At 46.8% G+C, this 15048-nt stretch carries 14 protein-coding genes; 6 read left to right on the forward strand and 8 right to left on the reverse strand.

Annotated features, from left to right (window positions below):
• Window positions 1-88 precede the first annotated feature (88 nt).
• On the forward strand, window positions 89-820 hold the full coding sequence (locus GC130_RS15010) for a YoaK family protein (protein WP_151999150.1): 732 nt from the start codon (window positions 89-91) through the stop codon (window positions 818-820).
• Window positions 821-909: 89 nt separating this feature from the next.
• Here the strand turns inward: GC130_RS15010 and GC130_RS15015 are convergent, their stop codons facing one another.
• From GC130_RS15015 to GC130_RS15025, 3 genes are read right to left on the reverse strand one after another with little or no spacing between them, the layout of a single operon-like run.
• Entirely contained in the window at window positions 910-1338 is a 429-nt protein-coding gene (locus GC130_RS15015; RefSeq protein WP_151999151.1) for an SRPBCC domain-containing protein, read from the reverse strand.
• Between the two features lie 12 nt (window positions 1339-1350).
• Window positions 1351-1845, reverse strand: coding sequence for an SRPBCC family protein (locus tag GC130_RS15020; RefSeq protein ID WP_193217871.1), 495 nt, complete (start codon window positions 1843-1845; stop codon window positions 1351-1353).
• Entirely contained in the window at window positions 1838-2173 is a 336-nt protein-coding gene (locus tag GC130_RS15025) for a helix-turn-helix transcriptional regulator (protein WP_151999153.1), read from the reverse strand. The genes GC130_RS15020 and GC130_RS15025 overlap by 8 nt, the downstream gene beginning before the upstream one ends.
• 194 nt (window positions 2174-2367) lie before the next feature.
• Between GC130_RS15025 and GC130_RS15030 the strand changes: the two genes are divergently transcribed.
• The gene (locus GC130_RS15030) at window positions 2368-2793 is read left to right on the forward strand and encodes a YciI family protein (RefSeq protein WP_151999154.1); all 426 of its coding nucleotides are present in this window, start codon (window positions 2368-2370) and stop codon (window positions 2791-2793) included.
• A gap of 70 nt (window positions 2794-2863) precedes the next feature.
• Window positions 2864-4810, forward strand: a complete 1947-nt coding sequence (locus GC130_RS15035; RefSeq protein ID WP_151999155.1) for a tetratricopeptide repeat-containing sensor histidine kinase — start codon at window positions 2864-2866, stop codon at window positions 4808-4810.
• Between the two features lie 61 nt (window positions 4811-4871).
• On the opposite strand, the gene ffh is transcribed toward GC130_RS15035, so the two are convergent.
• The 4 genes from ffh to GC130_RS15055 form a co-directional block, all read right to left on the reverse strand.
• On the reverse strand, window positions 4872-6197 hold the full coding sequence (gene ffh / locus GC130_RS15040) for a signal recognition particle protein (RefSeq protein WP_151999156.1): 1326 nt from the start codon (window positions 6195-6197) through the stop codon (window positions 4872-4874).
• Between the two features lie 108 nt (window positions 6198-6305).
• On the reverse strand, window positions 6306-7568 hold the full coding sequence (locus GC130_RS15045) for a DUF2264 domain-containing protein (RefSeq protein ID WP_151999157.1): 1263 nt from the start codon (window positions 7566-7568) through the stop codon (window positions 6306-6308).
• A 96-nt stretch (window positions 7569-7664) separates the two neighbouring features.
• Complete coding sequence (locus GC130_RS15050; protein ID WP_151999158.1) at window positions 7665-9068, reverse strand: Gfo/Idh/MocA family protein; 1404 nt, start codon at window positions 9066-9068, stop codon at window positions 7665-7667.
• Window positions 9069-9202: 134 nt separating this feature from the next.
• Entirely contained in the window at window positions 9203-10111 is a 909-nt protein-coding gene (locus GC130_RS15055) for a prephenate dehydrogenase/arogenate dehydrogenase family protein (protein WP_151999159.1), read from the reverse strand.
• A 278-nt stretch (window positions 10112-10389) separates the two neighbouring features.
• Between GC130_RS15055 and GC130_RS15060 the strand changes: the two genes are divergently transcribed.
• The 3 genes from GC130_RS15060 to GC130_RS15070 all read left to right on the forward strand — a co-directional run bounded on the left by GC130_RS15060 (window position 10390) and on the right by GC130_RS15070 (window position 13710).
• Window positions 10390-12843 carry a YfhO family protein gene (locus GC130_RS15060; protein WP_151999160.1) on the forward strand — a complete coding sequence of 818 codons (2454 nt, stop codon included), beginning with the start codon at window positions 10390-10392 and terminating at the stop codon, window positions 12841-12843.
• A gap of 5 nt (window positions 12844-12848) precedes the next feature.
• Window positions 12849-13133 carry a hypothetical protein gene (locus GC130_RS15065; protein ID WP_151999161.1) on the forward strand — a complete coding sequence of 95 codons (285 nt, stop codon included), beginning with the start codon at window positions 12849-12851 and terminating at the stop codon, window positions 13131-13133.
• A 97-nt stretch (window positions 13134-13230) separates the two neighbouring features.
• Window positions 13231-13710 carry a hypothetical protein gene (locus GC130_RS15070; protein WP_151999162.1) on the forward strand — a complete coding sequence of 160 codons (480 nt, stop codon included), beginning with the start codon at window positions 13231-13233 and terminating at the stop codon, window positions 13708-13710.
• A 56-nt stretch (window positions 13711-13766) separates the two neighbouring features.
• Here GC130_RS15070 and GC130_RS15075 read toward each other — a convergent pair whose 3' ends face one another.
• Complete coding sequence (locus tag GC130_RS15075; RefSeq protein ID WP_151999163.1) at window positions 13767-14966, reverse strand: molybdopterin molybdotransferase MoeA; 1200 nt, start codon at window positions 14964-14966, stop codon at window positions 13767-13769.
• Between the last annotated feature and the right edge of the window lie 82 nt (window positions 14967-15048).

Raw genomic sequence — 15048 nt, forward strand, 5'->3', positions numbered from 1 at the left:
GAAAAAACAAGTAGCTTAGCGAGCCCCCGAGGGATAGCAAGGGAAGGCGTGTTATATCCAACCAGTAGGCATATAAAGTGATCATCTCATGTTCAGGCATCAAGGTAAAAGCAGGACACTGAAGCATAACCTGCAAATTGCCACCGTACTTTCCTTTGTAGCTGGCATTGTGAACGTAACTGGTTTTTTGGCCCTCAAACAATTAACTACAAATGTAACCGGCCATTTCGCACTGTTTATCTATGATGTTTCAAATCTGGAGTTTTGGAGAGGGACGGTGTATTTCCTTTACATTTTCTCTTTCTTCTTTGGCTCCTTCTTGTCAAGCTTTCTTATTGAGCTCTTCCGGGAAAATAAAAGATGGAATGTTTATGTTTTGCCCACAACAATTGAGTCTCTGGTTTTGCTCTCGATAGGTCTGCTGAGCAATGTAGTAGACATCACTTATCCTGATGTCATCGCCTGTTTACTGCTTTTTGCCATGGGGCTCCAGAATTCTTATGTGACAAAAATTTCCAACACAATCGTGAGAACCACCCACCTTACAGGGCTTTTCACTGACCTGGGTATTGAAATTTCCCAGCTACTCTTCCCTAAATCGCATCCGAACAGGGAAAAACTCAAATCGACCATCAAACTGCGCATATACATTATTTCATTCTTTTTTGCCGGAGGACTTGCCGGCGGTTTTTTCTATTCTAAAATCGACCTGAAATTAAATACGCTGGTATTTGCTGCCGTAGTTTTATTGCTAAGCTTGCTATTCGACGATTTTCGATACAGTTTGATCAGGGCTAAGAGAAAATATCGCCAAAAATGAAAACGGCTACCGACTACATGGATGCAAGTTTGTATGCACTTGCCGGCCGACATAGCTTTTTAGGTGAAGAGACACAGTCATTATTGCTGTTATTTCCCCTCCAGGTACTCTCTCAAACTCCTTCCCACAATATCCGTCCATCCGGCGGCGAAGTTTTCTGGTGCCAAATCCGGATTACCGCTGTTGAAGCTTTCAATGTTCGCATGAGTGAGTCGCACCAAGGTGGAGTTCCCATGGTCAAACAGCTCCCAGGTCACGTAAGAGATACCTGGCTCTCCGTCGTAGCGCCAGCTGTGGGCTAGTTTTTTCTCCTTAATCACTTCCGTCACCTCGCAAATGTGCAGGTACTGTTTTTCCGGTGGGCCGCCTTTAAAACGGAACTCAAAACCCACCTCAGCTTTGAACTCAGCCAGATCAAAGTACCAAACCTTCATTTTGTCTTTGTCGGTGATGGCTTCCCATACTTTTTTAGTGGGTGCCTTGTATGTTTTTTCGATGGTAAATGGAGTCTCTTCCATATTATTGTTTGGTTATAGATGCTTATACAGTTCGGCGTACTGCGCCTTCAAGGCCTCTTGCCTGTCTGGTATGCTTGGTGTTGCTTCGTCGCCTGCCAGCGTTTTCTTTAGTGTATCGAGCATAAAATGCCAGCCTGCAGGAACTGACTTTGCCCATTGCCCATCCACTTTACTATGCGTAAGTGTAAGAAGGCACCGTTCGGAACTCAGCTCCTGAAGCTCCCAGGTAACAAGCTCCTCTTCCCAGTAGTACTCAAACAGCTTCCTCTGGATGATCCTGGTTATTTTTCCAAATGATTCAGAATTGTCGGGTTCAGGAAAGCGGATGACCATTTTGCCACCTGGTTTGAATTCCATTTCTGTTGCCATGAACCATGTCGCCAGCTTGTCGGGATTTGTAATTGCCTCCCAAACAGCTTCGGAACTAAATGGAAACTCTCGTTCGAATACCACTTTGTACCCGTCGGGTTCATTGGTGAGTTTTCCGGGGTTTAGCAGGTCACTCATAACTTTTGTCTTGTTTTGTATTTTGGTCATTCTCCAGAAACACCTCTAGCGCATCCAACTTCTGAGTCCAGAAGGCCCTCATCTTTGCTGTCCAGTCTGTTACCTCCTTCAATCCATCGAGCCTGGCGCTACAAAAGCTCTCCCTGCCTCTTTTTTCAATATCGATCAGCCCACACTCTTTCAGTAGCTTTAAATGCTTGGCCACCGCTGGCCTGCTGATGTCGAACTTGTCGGCCACGGTGTTAAGGTTCAGAGGCTGGCTGGCCAGCATCGTAATGATCTCTCGCCTTGTGGGGTCGGCAATGGCTGCGAATACGTCTCTTTGCATTAGGGAACCTTTTGGTTTCAAATATATAAAGGAAACCTTTTAGTTTCCTAATATGATCACCCATTTTTTTCAATAGATGCCTGAGGCTGGTTTTGGACGCTTCTGGCGGCAAATTATTGGGTTTCAGTGGTGTTAAAAATGCGAGGCCGCTGAATAATTGTAAATTCATTCATTGACTACCTTAATTTTTGACTATGAGACGTTACCTGATTATGATCCTCTTCTGCACCTCTGTACTTAGTGTTGCTGCTCAGGGTGTGCAAAAAGATGCCGATGGCTTTGAGTACTTTGAAATGCAGGAAGGAGATACAACGTATATCATGAAAAAGTATTTTTTTGTGATGCTCAATAGCGGGCCAACAAGGAGCCAGACGAAAGAAGAAGCGGCGGCCATTCAGGAAAAGCACCTGGCACATATCAACTGGATGGCGAGCAATGGCCATGTAAACCTGGCTGGGCCTGTTGAGTCCGAAGATGAATTCAGGGGGATTTTGGTCTTCAACGTAACCTCTTTGGAGGAGGTGGAAAAGCTGGTGGCGATGGATCCGGCGGTAAAAGCAGGCAGACTGGTCATGAAGATATATCCCTGGTGGTGCGTTAAAGGAGGTGTGTTGCGCTAACTGAAAATCAACGCTTTAGTAGTAATAATTGCGTCGGCGGCTTATCTTCGGGAGGACATTGCTTATAACCTTGAGATTTACTAGGCCAACCGCTGTTTTTTCAATCATTATCTTTTTTTTTCTCCCTGATTTTGTTTTTGCGCAAGCAAGTACCATTGATCAGCTGGAGGCTGAAAATGATGCCTATACCGCCTCGGATAGTGTGAAAGTTGACATGCTCAACAGGCTGGCTCTCGAAAATCAATTTGTTTCTATTCTTGAGGCTTTTGCTTACGGACGTGAGGCACTGGAACTAAGTGTGGAAATTGGCTACGTGAATGGCGAGGCTTATGCTTACCGAAACCTTGGCAGCAGCTATGCGATACGGCAGGATTTTGTCACTGCTGTGCAACTGTTGGAGAAAGCGCAGGCACTTTTCGAGGCAATTGGTTCTCAAAGGGGAGTGGCTGATTGCTATATTTCCATGGGGCATGTGTACAGATGGCAGCTTGACTACTTTAAGGCCATTGAATACCAAAGAAAGGCCGCCGATATCTATGCAAAGCTTGATATACCAGAGCGTTATGGCATCACTCTTCATAACCTTGGTGAGAACTACCTTTTTATCGGCGACCTGAAAACAGCGCAACAAGTTACCCAGCAGGCCACAAAGATTCTCAAAGCTGTTGGCAACAAACAAGTGCTGACTTCTTGCTACAAAGTGTTTGGGCAAATTGCTTTTGAAAGGAAGGATTTTGCAGGTGCCGAAAGTTACTTCAGGGAAGCGCTGACCATCTCCGAAGAGCTTGAGAAAAATTCTCAAAAAGCGGCGACGTTTGATGTTTACTTGATGCTGGCTAAAATTTATCACCAATGGGGGCGGAGGTCTGACGAGGAGTTAATGCTAAATAAGGCGCTTTTGCTGGCTGGCGACAATGTGCTGCTGTCGCAGGAACGGCACGCTTACACCCAACTTGTTAACCACTATTTTTTCTACAAGGAATATGAGTTGGCAGACAAAACTTTTGATGCTTTCAGCCTTATCAATGAAAAAATATACGACCAGCAAAAAATAGAAATGGCCAATATGATGGAGCAGGTGCTTCAAACCATAAAGGTGGCTAATGAGAATGAACTTCTAAGGCAGGAGAGCCAATTGCAGGAAGAAAGGATAACGCTGCAGCAATACCAGATTTACTTTTTTGTGTTTTCCATTGCCTTGCTCGGTATGTTAGCACTGCTTTTGGTACGCTCAGATAGGCTAAGAAGGAAACATGCTGAGGAACTGGCCACCAGAAACGAATTGATAGAAGAGAAATCGAAAAAGCTTGAAGAGTTGGTGCGGGTAAAGGATAAGTTCTTTTCTATTATTTCTCACGATCTTCGCAGCCCCATAAGCACCCTGGCCCAGTTTGTGTTGATGCTGAAAACTAGCTACAAAAATTTTTCGGATCAGGAAATGGAGGATGTGCTCGGAAAGTTTGACGCACAACTGACCTCGACACTTTCACTGGCTGATGACATCATTCTTTGGGCGAAGGCAGAGATTAATCAGGCTCCCGGAATAAATGATGCTTTTGAAGTTAATAAAGCTATAGAAGCTGTGGTCAAGTTGGCAGCTGAACAGCTGCGAATGAAAGGTATTGTTTTGCAGGCGGCAATTGGCAACCACCTGATGGTGTCTGCTAACAGGGATCAGGTGGAGTTTTGCATCAGGAATATTCTAAGCAACTCGATAAAGTTCACACCTACAGGGGGACACATTGGTATCGGAACCTTTTCCGAAGGAAACATGGTGGCTGTGAAAATAGAGGATAACGGAACCGGTATTTCGATTGAAAAGCAAAGTATTCTGTTCCAAAGCCCTTTGAAACAGAGTGAAGGAGAATTGGGCACTGACGGTGAAAAGGGTAAGGGGCTTGGGCTGTATCTGGTGAATGATTTTATGAAGAAAAACGGAGGCAGAGTGGAGGTGTCGAGTGAAGCAGGAAAGGGCTCCGTGTTCACCCTCTATATCCCCGTTGCCACGGCGTCATAGGATATCGTCAACCACCTCAATGGCGCTAAAGTTGGAAGAACAACAAGCCCTTAGCCCGAGATTAGCGCCTCATCATGTTGCCCAGCGCCGCTTTTGCTCCTCCCATTTTGTTCATGGTTTTCATCATCTTGCGCATTTGCTCAAACTGCTTCATCAGGTTGTTCACTTCCTGAATGCTGGTGCCACTTCCCCTGGCAATGCGCTGACGGCGGCTGCCGTTGATCAAATCTGGGTTTTCTCTCTCTTTAGGTGTCATTGACTTAATGATCGCCTCAATAGGTTTGAATGAATCATCATCGACATCCACATCCTTAAGGGCTTTTCCCATGCCGGGAATCATACCCATCAGGTCTTTGATGTTGCCCATCTTTTTGATCTGATCGATTTGAGAAAGGAAATCGTCAAAGCCAAATTGGTTCTTGCGGATCTTCTTGTTAATCCTGTCGGCTTCCTGCTGGTCAAAGGCCTCCTGTGCTTTTTCTACCAAAGACACCACGTCACCCATACCGAGGATTCGCTGGGCCATCCTGTCGGGGTGGAACAGGTCGATGGCGTCCATTTTCTCGCCTGTGGAAATAAACTTGATAGGCTTGTCAACCACGGCCCTGATAGAAAGTGCCGCACCACCACGGGTGTCACCATCCAGCTTGGTCAACACTACGCCGTCGAAGTTAAGCCTTTCATTGAAGGTTTTGGCCGTGTTCACAGCATCCTGACCTGTCATTGAGTCGACTACGAAAAGCGTTTCGGTAGGCTTCAGTGATTTTTTCAGACCTTCAATCTCTGCCATCATTTGGTCATCGACAGCCAAGCGACCGGCCGTATCGACAATCACTATTTTCTTGCCTGTCTTTTTCGCCTGGGCGATACCATTCTGGGCAATTTGAAGAGCGTTTTTGTTTTCAGGCTCAGCATATACATCTACTCCTACCTGCTCGCCCAATACTTTCAACTGGTCAATCGCCGCAGGACGGTAAATATCGCAAGCCACCAACAGCACCTGACGGCCTTGTTTTTTCAATCTATTGGCAAGCTTGCCAGTGAAAGTAGTTTTACCAGAACCCTGCAAACCCGAAATAAGCAGAACGGCCGGGTCGCCACTGATATTGATATCAGCCTGTGAGCCACCCATGAGGCTCGTCAACTCCTCATGCACAATTTTGGTAAGCAGCTGGCCCGGAGAAACGGCAATTAGTACATCACGGCCAAGTGCCTTTTCTTTGATGCCGTCTGTTACTTCCTTAGCAACTTTATAGTTGACGTCAGCCTCTACCAGCGCACGGCGGATTTCTTTGATCGTGCTGGCAACGTTAATCTCTGATATTTTCCCCTGACCTTTGAGGGTCTTAATGGCTCTGTCGAGCTTTACACTTAAACTATCGAACATGCTTCAATACTATTTTGAGGTGCAAAGATAGGACAAAGTGCGCAAGTGTGCATGCATTCAATCGGATAAGTGTTTACGTAAACAGGCTGGCGGACAATCGAAATCCGGCTACAATGACATCGCATGGTCGGCGGGCACATCTACGCCATTCCATATCTTTTTGGAAGTCCAGTCTGCTGCTGGTGTGGACCAAAAGCTGTTATTGGGTGGTAGTCCAAGTGGTAGAAAAGCCATGGAGCAAAGATAAAGGCTGCCGGTAGAGATGTATCCTTCAGCAATTGCTGGCTGGTGCCCACAGAACCCAATAGTAAGCCAGCCATTTTTGTCAAAAGTGCCTTCTGCTCCCATTATTTTTTTCATGGAAGTGGTAAGCGCCGACCGGATGCTGGCCGGTGATATACCCTCGCTGAGCTTTTCCATAAGCGTTATTTGTGCCAGCAATTGAAAAGCACCGATTCGGTAGGGTAGAGAGCGGCCAATAGGTGGAAACGAGCCATCAGCCATAATCAATCGCTCCTGAATGGCGGCATAGCGCTGCCCGATTTTCAGGAACTTGTCAAATGCCTTTTGAAAGTACTGATCGTTGCGTTTGTCGAAGGGGATCATCGTGGCAGTGATGTCCAAAAGAAAAGGCTGGATGACGTAGCTGTTGTAATAGTCCCAGTGGAAATCCTCGCCATCTCCAAAAACACCGTCGCCTTTGTACCAGCTTTCCATTTGCCTAACTGCGAGCTCTATTCTTACAGCGTCGCCTTCATTGTAGAATTTGGCCAGGGCGGCCTCCACCATGGCGCTGAAAAGAATCCAGTTGCTATGATAGGGCCTGATTACTCTGCTGGAGACAAATGCGTTTTTCAGATTGAGTTTTGTGGTGCTATCGAGCGATTCCCAAAGCTCTTTTGGGGCACGTATCAATGCGTGGGCCAGGAAGGCGGCATCCACCAGGGGCTGGGCGTGCTCCGTGAAATTCATAAAATCAGGGGAGCCGGGATCTACCGCTTTGCTGATGGCTGTTCTTGAAAGGGTCGCATATTTTTTCCGGAGCTCCTCTTCCTTGCCTGTTAGGCTCGTTGATGCCAGCCAGGGGGCCATTCCCGAGAGTAGCCTCCCGAAGGCCTCCAGGTAGGTGACTTGCCGCCTCGAGGCTTCCTGTCCTTCTTTGCACTCTACTGGCATGTTCTTTTTCAGTGTGCTCGCTGCCAGGTTAGTGAGCACAGGATCTGCTATTTTGACAAGCATGTTGACCCAATAAGTTCTGTCGTCTTCTGCGGCTACCTCTGCGCCATTCGGGAAGGCAGATAGAGAAGCTGGTGTCATTAAGCCAAGTGCGCCAACGCCAGCGGCATTTTTTATAAAGTTTCTTCTTTCCATGGTATTAGTTACTGCAATTCGGTAAAAAACACAAACACCCGACATTTTTCAATATGCCAGGTGCTGTAAGTAGTTGCGTTCGCAAACTGCTTGTTATTATGCGAGCTTTGCCTTTTCAGGATCCCAGTTCACAATTCTGTTTTCGAAATAGCTCAGGTTAGAGCACAATGCTGGCCCTGCTGCCCTCATGCCAAACAAAGCATCTTCCAGAATGGGCTTGCTCTCTCTGATGCCCGCATAGAAATTAGTGTGGTGCGAAATATCGGCGCTGTAGCCTTGCGGTGCTTTGTATTCAACCTCAGGCACCTGCATTTCAGGTGCCTCCGGTGGAAACTCCGCTTTGTACCACTTCTCAAATTCTTTTTGCTGCGCTTCTGTGAATGTGCTGAAGCTGTCCCAGCCGCCGTAACCCGGTGCTTTTTTGGTTTTGTTTCTTTCAACGGTGAGTCCACTCCAGCCGAGGGTGATGGTGCCTTCGCTGCCGACCAGGCGCACTCTGGAGCCACCACCTCCGCCATCCACAAAGTTGACCCTCATTTGTAAATTGAAGGCTGGATGCTTGGCAGTGGCAGGGTAATCGTGAATGGAGCACATCAGGTCTGGCACGTCCCGGCCGTCTTTCCAATAGCGCAGGCCACCCGACGCATAGATTCTGTTGGGTCCGGTTGAACCGGTGATCGTGTGGAAGTTGGTGAACAAGTGAACGAAAAGGTCTCCCGCTATGCCTGTGCCGTAGTCCTGATAGTTTCTCCAGCGGAAGAACCTCTTTGCATCGAAGGGTACTTTTGGCGCATCGCCAAGGTAGCGATCCCAGTCAACCGTGGCCGGGCTCGCATCGGTGGGAATTGAGTACTGCCAGGCGCCGCTGCCACCCTGGCGGTCGTTGTAGGTTTCTACCATGATCAGCTGCCCTATGGCGCCGGACTCATAAATCTCCTTGGCTTTGTGGCTCACCAGGTTGCTGGCCGACTGGCTGCCTACCTGAAACACTTTCTTAGTTTTGGCTTGAGTATCGATTACTGCCTGGCCTTCGTCGAGCTTATGCACCATGGGTTTTTCACAATACACATGCTTGCCTTTGTTCATGGCATCGATGGAAATGCGGTCGTGCCAGTGGTCAGAAGTGGCGATGATCACCGCATCCACATCTTTTCGATCCAATATCTCCTTGTAGTCTTTTGTGGTGAAAATGTCCTTTCCGTAAAGCTCTTTCGTGCGATCAAGCCTCCCCGTATAAAGGTCACATGCGGCCACAAGCTTTACACCTGGTATTTGCACCGACGTACTCAAATTATTGAAACCCATGATGCCCATGCCAATGACGGCGATGTTGACTTTGTCGTTGGCGGCGTATTTTTTTAGCTCGTTTTCAGGCTCTTTGATAAGAAAGGTTTGTTTGCTTTTTCCTGCCATGAGCAGCGAAGGGGCAGCACCAGCCAGTAGCGAGGTTCCTACTGCTTTCTTAATAAAATTCCGTCTGTTTGAAGTAGGTTTTTTCATTGTAAGGGAGTTATTAACTATCGAAACTGAAAGTAATATACTCCATAAAAGTGCAAGCTTCAAACAGCAGGCTGTCGTTGGTAATTATTGGTGAAGTATGGCTGGACAGACGCTGCGGAAGGTGATGCCAAATATCATTTATTTGTGGATGTGTCCGATAACAAATGCCCCAGGGCATCGATGAGCTTGTCCGATAAAACCGAGTCCTCCTTGTTGTCCCTAAAGAAAGGTTGTATCTCTTTTACGTAATTTTCGAAGCCCTCAAAGTCTCTTTTTTCGACGAGGGAAAGCAATATTTCAGCCTCTTTCATAAACAACTGTGTAACCTCCTTCACAAACGGGTTGAAGATCTGTATTTCTGCATACAGCCGGGGGTTTTGGAGCACATACCGTGTGTAGAAAAGCAGGAATATCCGGTAGGTGGGAGAAGAGAGACTTTTGATGAAATCCAGGTTGGCCCCCATATGCGCCAAGGTTTTCGCACTCACGAATACATTGAAGTGGTTCAGTCCCTGAATCACACCCATTAGCCTGTCGTGTTCATCATAAGAGATGTCTTGCACAAGGGCTCCCTGCGTCGAAAACAGGTTTTTCCAATAAAGCTCAGTTTCAGTCTCAACGTTTGCACTGTAGTTAAAGATCACTACCTGGCCTTCCACATTCTTCACCGAAGGGGCAAACATGGGATGAATAGAAATGTATTGGGAAGAAATATCGCTCTGTTCCTGCGAGATTTTTTGATGAGCAGCTACTATGCCCGATTTGACACTGCATACGTCTATCAAAAGCTTGTCATTCAACGATGGGTATATTTCGGCAAGCACACCCTCCATGGCCGAAATGGGTACTGCCAAAATTAACACGTCGGAGGCCGCAACAAGCTCAATGTTAGAGCTGTACTGACTTGATTCATCATTTGAAGTGAAGCTTACCTTATGACCTCTGTCTGATAGAAAATCCACCAGCCACTTGCCCATACCACGGCTTCCACCAACCACACCTATACTTTTCGAATGCTCGCTTTTCATAAAACTATTGGTCATGCTAAAGTAATTGAATAGCACGTTTTCTTATAAAAGTCTGCTAAATACATAATTTTATCTTTTCGTTCCTTCCAGCTAACTCAATTTAATCTGAACGTTCGTTCTTAAATCGGTATTGAAATTATATTATTGCCAGATAGAATTAGGGGTTGGGTATTCGGACGAAAAGCCATTTAGATAGCGATAGTTAGTCATTGTGGTCTATATACTACTACTGTTAGGGTGGTGAGGATGGGGGGTGGTTTTTGACTCCCTGGAAAATTATTAAATTGTAACACATGAAAATTACCTTTAGCAAGAAGGTCATACAACACCTTATAGCAATAGCAGTTTTTTACTTGTTGACTATATTTTTCTTCAGTCCTGTTTTTTTTGACAATAAAAATATCAATCAGCAGGACATTCTCCAGTGGCAGGGGTCGGTGCAGGAAATAAAGGAGTTTAGAGCAACGACGGGAGAGGAGCCACTCTGGACCAACTCGATGTTTGGCGGAATGCCAGCCTACATGATCGATGTGGACTGGAGCAATGATATTGTGGAGTTTCTGCAATCGGCTTACAGCCTGTGGCTGCCCCATCCTGTCAGGTTGGTGTTTGCCTGCATGGTTTCGTACTATATTTTACTTCTGGCTTTTGGCGTTACTCCCTACCTGGCTATAGTGGGGGCGGTCGGTTTTGCCTTTACTTCTTACAACATGATTTGCCTGGTGGCCGGCCACAACGCAAGACTGGGAGCCATAGCTTTTGCACCGCTTATTATTGCAGGTATTCACAAAGCCTACGATGGCAAAAAGAGAATAGGTTTTGCACTGGCTGCGCTGGGCCTGGCCATGCACTTGCGAATCAACCACCTTCAAATCACTTACTATTTACTGCTCATCATCATCATCTATGCTATCGCCAGGTTTGTAGTGGAGATGCAAAAAGGGCTGTTAAAGCCATTCCTAAAACATAGCTTTGTACTCATTTTGGCGGCTTTGCTAGGCCTGGGAACCTTCTTTGGCGAGTTTTGGGCAACTTACAACTACGCCAAATACACGCAAAGAGGAAGGCCCGAGCTGACAGCCCAAAAGGAAGCCAAGCCCAATGCCGACGGCCTCGACAAAAGCTATGCTTTCAATCACAGCAACGGCATTTTCGAACCTATGGTGATGTTCATTCCCAATTTCTATGGAGGAGCCATGTACGGCGGATTCGACACAGATGGGGCTGCTGCTGCAGAGCTTCAAAAAATGGGTGTGCCCCGTCAGCAGGTAGCCCAGCAATTGAACAGCTTGCCCGCTTACTGGGGTAACCAGCCTGGCACGTTGCCTTACTATGCAGGGGCCATTATCATTTTTCTGGCAGTGCTGGGAGGCATCGTATTGCCTGGTAAACAGAAATATTGGATGTTCGTGGTGATCGCCTTTGGCATCGCCCTCACCTGGGGCAAGAATTTTTCTTCGTTCAACTACTTTCTTTTCGACTATTTCCCGGGCTACAATAAATTCAGGTCAGTGACTTTTGCCTTGTTTATGCCACTGCTCTGTTTGCCACTATTGGGCATGCTGGGGCTTCAGCTTGGTTTGGAAAAGTCATTTGATAAGCAATGGATGAAGGGCTTCTACATCGCCCTCGGCGCAACAGGTGGATTTGCCCTGCTGGCCATTGTGTTTGCTGGCATGGGTGGCTACGCAAGCCCAAATGATGCAGGCCTTGAGCAATACCCCCGGTTGTTGCAGGCGCTTAGGATCGACAGGGCGTCATTGCTAAGAGCTGATGCATTCCGGTCGCTATTGTTCGTCGTTGCGGCAGGTGCATGCATCTATTTTTGGGCCAAAGGCAAGTTGTCAGCTGTATGGGCTCCCGTATTACTCGTTGTCGTTACCTCTGTGGATGTAATTTCAGTAAGTAGAAGATATCTGAACGACAAGAATTTCACAGCGAACCCAGCTCGTCAGTTCTTTGCCCCTTCTGAGGCAGACCAGGTGATTTTGGGTGACAAAGATTATTACCGTGTTTTCAACCTCAATGATCCTTTCAACGATGCCCAAACCTCTTACTTCCATCATTCTTTGGGGGGCTATCATGCCGCCAAACTCAGGCGCTATCAGGATTTGATCGAGTACTGCTTGTCGGGTGAGGCTAACCAGTTGTACTCCACTGTGCAGGCTGGTTCGAGAGATTTTTCAGGGCTTGGAGTAGTCAACATGCTTAATACCAGGTATTTCAAATTTGGCGGTAACAAAGGGGAAGTGCTTAGAAATAGTGACGCCAATGGTCCGGCCTGGTTCGTTTCCAACGTGTATAAAGTAAATTCGGCTGATGAGGAAATAGACGTTTTGTGTGGTACTGACACCAAATCGGTAGCCATTATTGATGCCACCAAGTTTGATGTAGCCGCTACTGAATATGACGACTCCGGCACCATCGCCTTGCAGAGTTATGCACCCAACAAACTGGTGTACAAGTCAAGCTCTTCCAGCGAGGCTTTGGCCATCTTCTCCGAAATCTACTATCCTGAGGGGTGGGTAGCCCGTATCGACGGCAATGAAGTGCCGATTCTCCGGGCCGACTATGTGCTCCGGGCGCTTCAGGTGCCTGCGGGAGACCATGAGATCGTGTTTACTTTCGAGCCTGTGATTTACTCCGTTGGCAACAAAGTGATGCTTGGTTCCTCCTTCATTCTGTTGATTGTAGTGGTGCTGGTATTTGGGTATCAGGTGAGAAAGATGTTGTTTGATCAAGTTTAATGGCCATGATAGACGGGACCGAAGAAAGTGATTTGAATAGGCAAATCAAGAAACTGGAAACCAGAAAGTCGATCTCGAAAAACCTATCCATCATCCTCAATTCGATAGTGTTGTTTGTAGTCGTTTGGAACCTGGCCAACCTTTCAATGTTTCTCGACTTGAACAGAGAAGGCGCATGGGTCATTTTGGCCGCATTGGTTAGCACAATTTTCTATCATCAGGCGGACACTAAGCTTTTGAAGCTAAAGCTGAAGGTGATCGAAAAAAGGGCTTCCAGCGGGAAAAAGTAAGACTCAGGAAGGTTTTGCTATACTTTCGAACTTTTGATGCAACCTTTGTCCTAAATAATAGTATATATAGTACCTTGTAATACAAAATACTATCAAAATGAAAAGGACACTATTACTGATCGGACTATTTGCTTTTACCTATGTTGCCGCCAATGCGCAGCGACGTGTGAATGAAAGGGATCTTAAAGGCGTTTGGAAACTTGTTATCGACGTCGACAAGGATGAAGTGAGAGAGGAGATTGAGGATGAAGACAATATTGTGGCGCAAATCTTTGCTGAGACGATCACCGACTTCGCTTTCAATATTATTGAGAAGATTGATATTCGCTTTGAATTTCTTCCTGATAATCGACTAAGGGTCGAAACCAATGCCTTTGGTGAGACCGATGTTGAATATTCAGAGTGGCACATTAATAAAGATGGAGAGCTTTGGATCAGTGATTCAGATCATTTTAACATCGGTGATGACGATGAAGACGACTTCTGGATGTTCGATGGAAAGAATTTAGTGGCTTATGAAAAAAGCCATGATGGCCGCAAGAAAAACAAGGAAGTCTATTTAACACCAGTTCAATAGGCAACTTTCTTAACAAAGTGAGCAGGGGCAGAGGCAGTTAGCTTTTGCCTTTGCTATTACAGAGGGTTGTAGGTAATCAGCGGCAAGCTTTCGCCCCTTTTGAAATTTTGGCGATTCGGTGGCAGTTCGAGAAATGCATTGGCATATAGCAAGTTCGCCAAGTCACCCGATCCACCACCTGACCGTGGTTGTGCCCAAAGAACGCCTTCCGTGTCCAAATGAGCCTTTACCTGTAGAAAGTAGGTAAGAGGCGGCTCAAAGTCAAAATCTTCACTCAGTTTGGCGTGTAGCTCCGTAGGTGCAATGCCCAGACAGGCCTTCAGCCAGGGCAGAAAATACCTGTGAAAGCACATAAATGTCGAAATAGGATTGCCTGGAAACGCAAACACAAACTTTTTCTCTTCGATGCGGCCAAACCAGAACGGCTTGCCTGGTTTTTGTGCCACTCTGTGGAATATTTTCTGCACATGAAGCGATTCAAGTACTTCCGGCAGGTAATCAGCCTTGCCTTTTGATACACCACCACTCAGCAGCAACACATCATTCTGCTTCAGAATGTTTCCAAGTTGCTCCGTCAGGCTTTCTTTGTCGTCCCTGATATGGAAAACCTCAGGCTCCACACCCCATCCTTGAAGGGCGGCTACAAGTGCCTGACTGTTGGAGGACCGTATTTGATAGGGTTCAGGATGCTCGTCTACAGCCACCAGCTCATCGCCTGTGGCAATAACTGCCACTTTTGGCAGGCAAAACACCCTGGGCACTGCTGCTCCCACCGTTGCCAGCACGGCGATTTCCGATGCACGAATGAGGGTGCCTACATCCAGTAGCTTGGTGCCTTTTTTCTGGTCTCGTCCTTCTTTGTGTACGTTTTGACCTTCCTTTACCTGTTTACCAGACAAAGTGGCTTCTCCATTGGTTATCTCAATCTCTTCGTAGGGCACCACAGTATCACAACTGCCAGGCAGTACGGCACCGGTCATCACCTCCAAAGCTGCGTCAGGATTTTGTAGACTTTTTGCCTCTTCACCTGCCAGTTGTGTGCCTTCAATAGCGAATGTTCGGAGCCCCGTTTCGTAGGCTTTGTAGGCAAATGCGATGCCGTCCATCGTTACCCGGTCGAAGGGAGGGAAATTCCTGTCTGCAAAAACCTCCATGGCCAGCACCCTGCCCGACGCCTCCTGTAGGTTGACGTGCTCCTTTTTCAACCTGAGCTGAGTGGATAAAATAAGCGAGGTGGCTTCGTTAACTGAAATCATTGCTAAAAAGTACTTAGATCAACTGTCCAACTTTATTTTTTATCTTTAGGGGGTATTCTTTAACTGAATCCCAGACCAAAGT

This window comes from Imperialibacter sp. EC-SDR9 (assembly GCF_902498805.1).
Classification (GTDB): domain Bacteria; phylum Bacteroidota; class Bacteroidia; order Cytophagales; family Cyclobacteriaceae; genus Imperialibacter.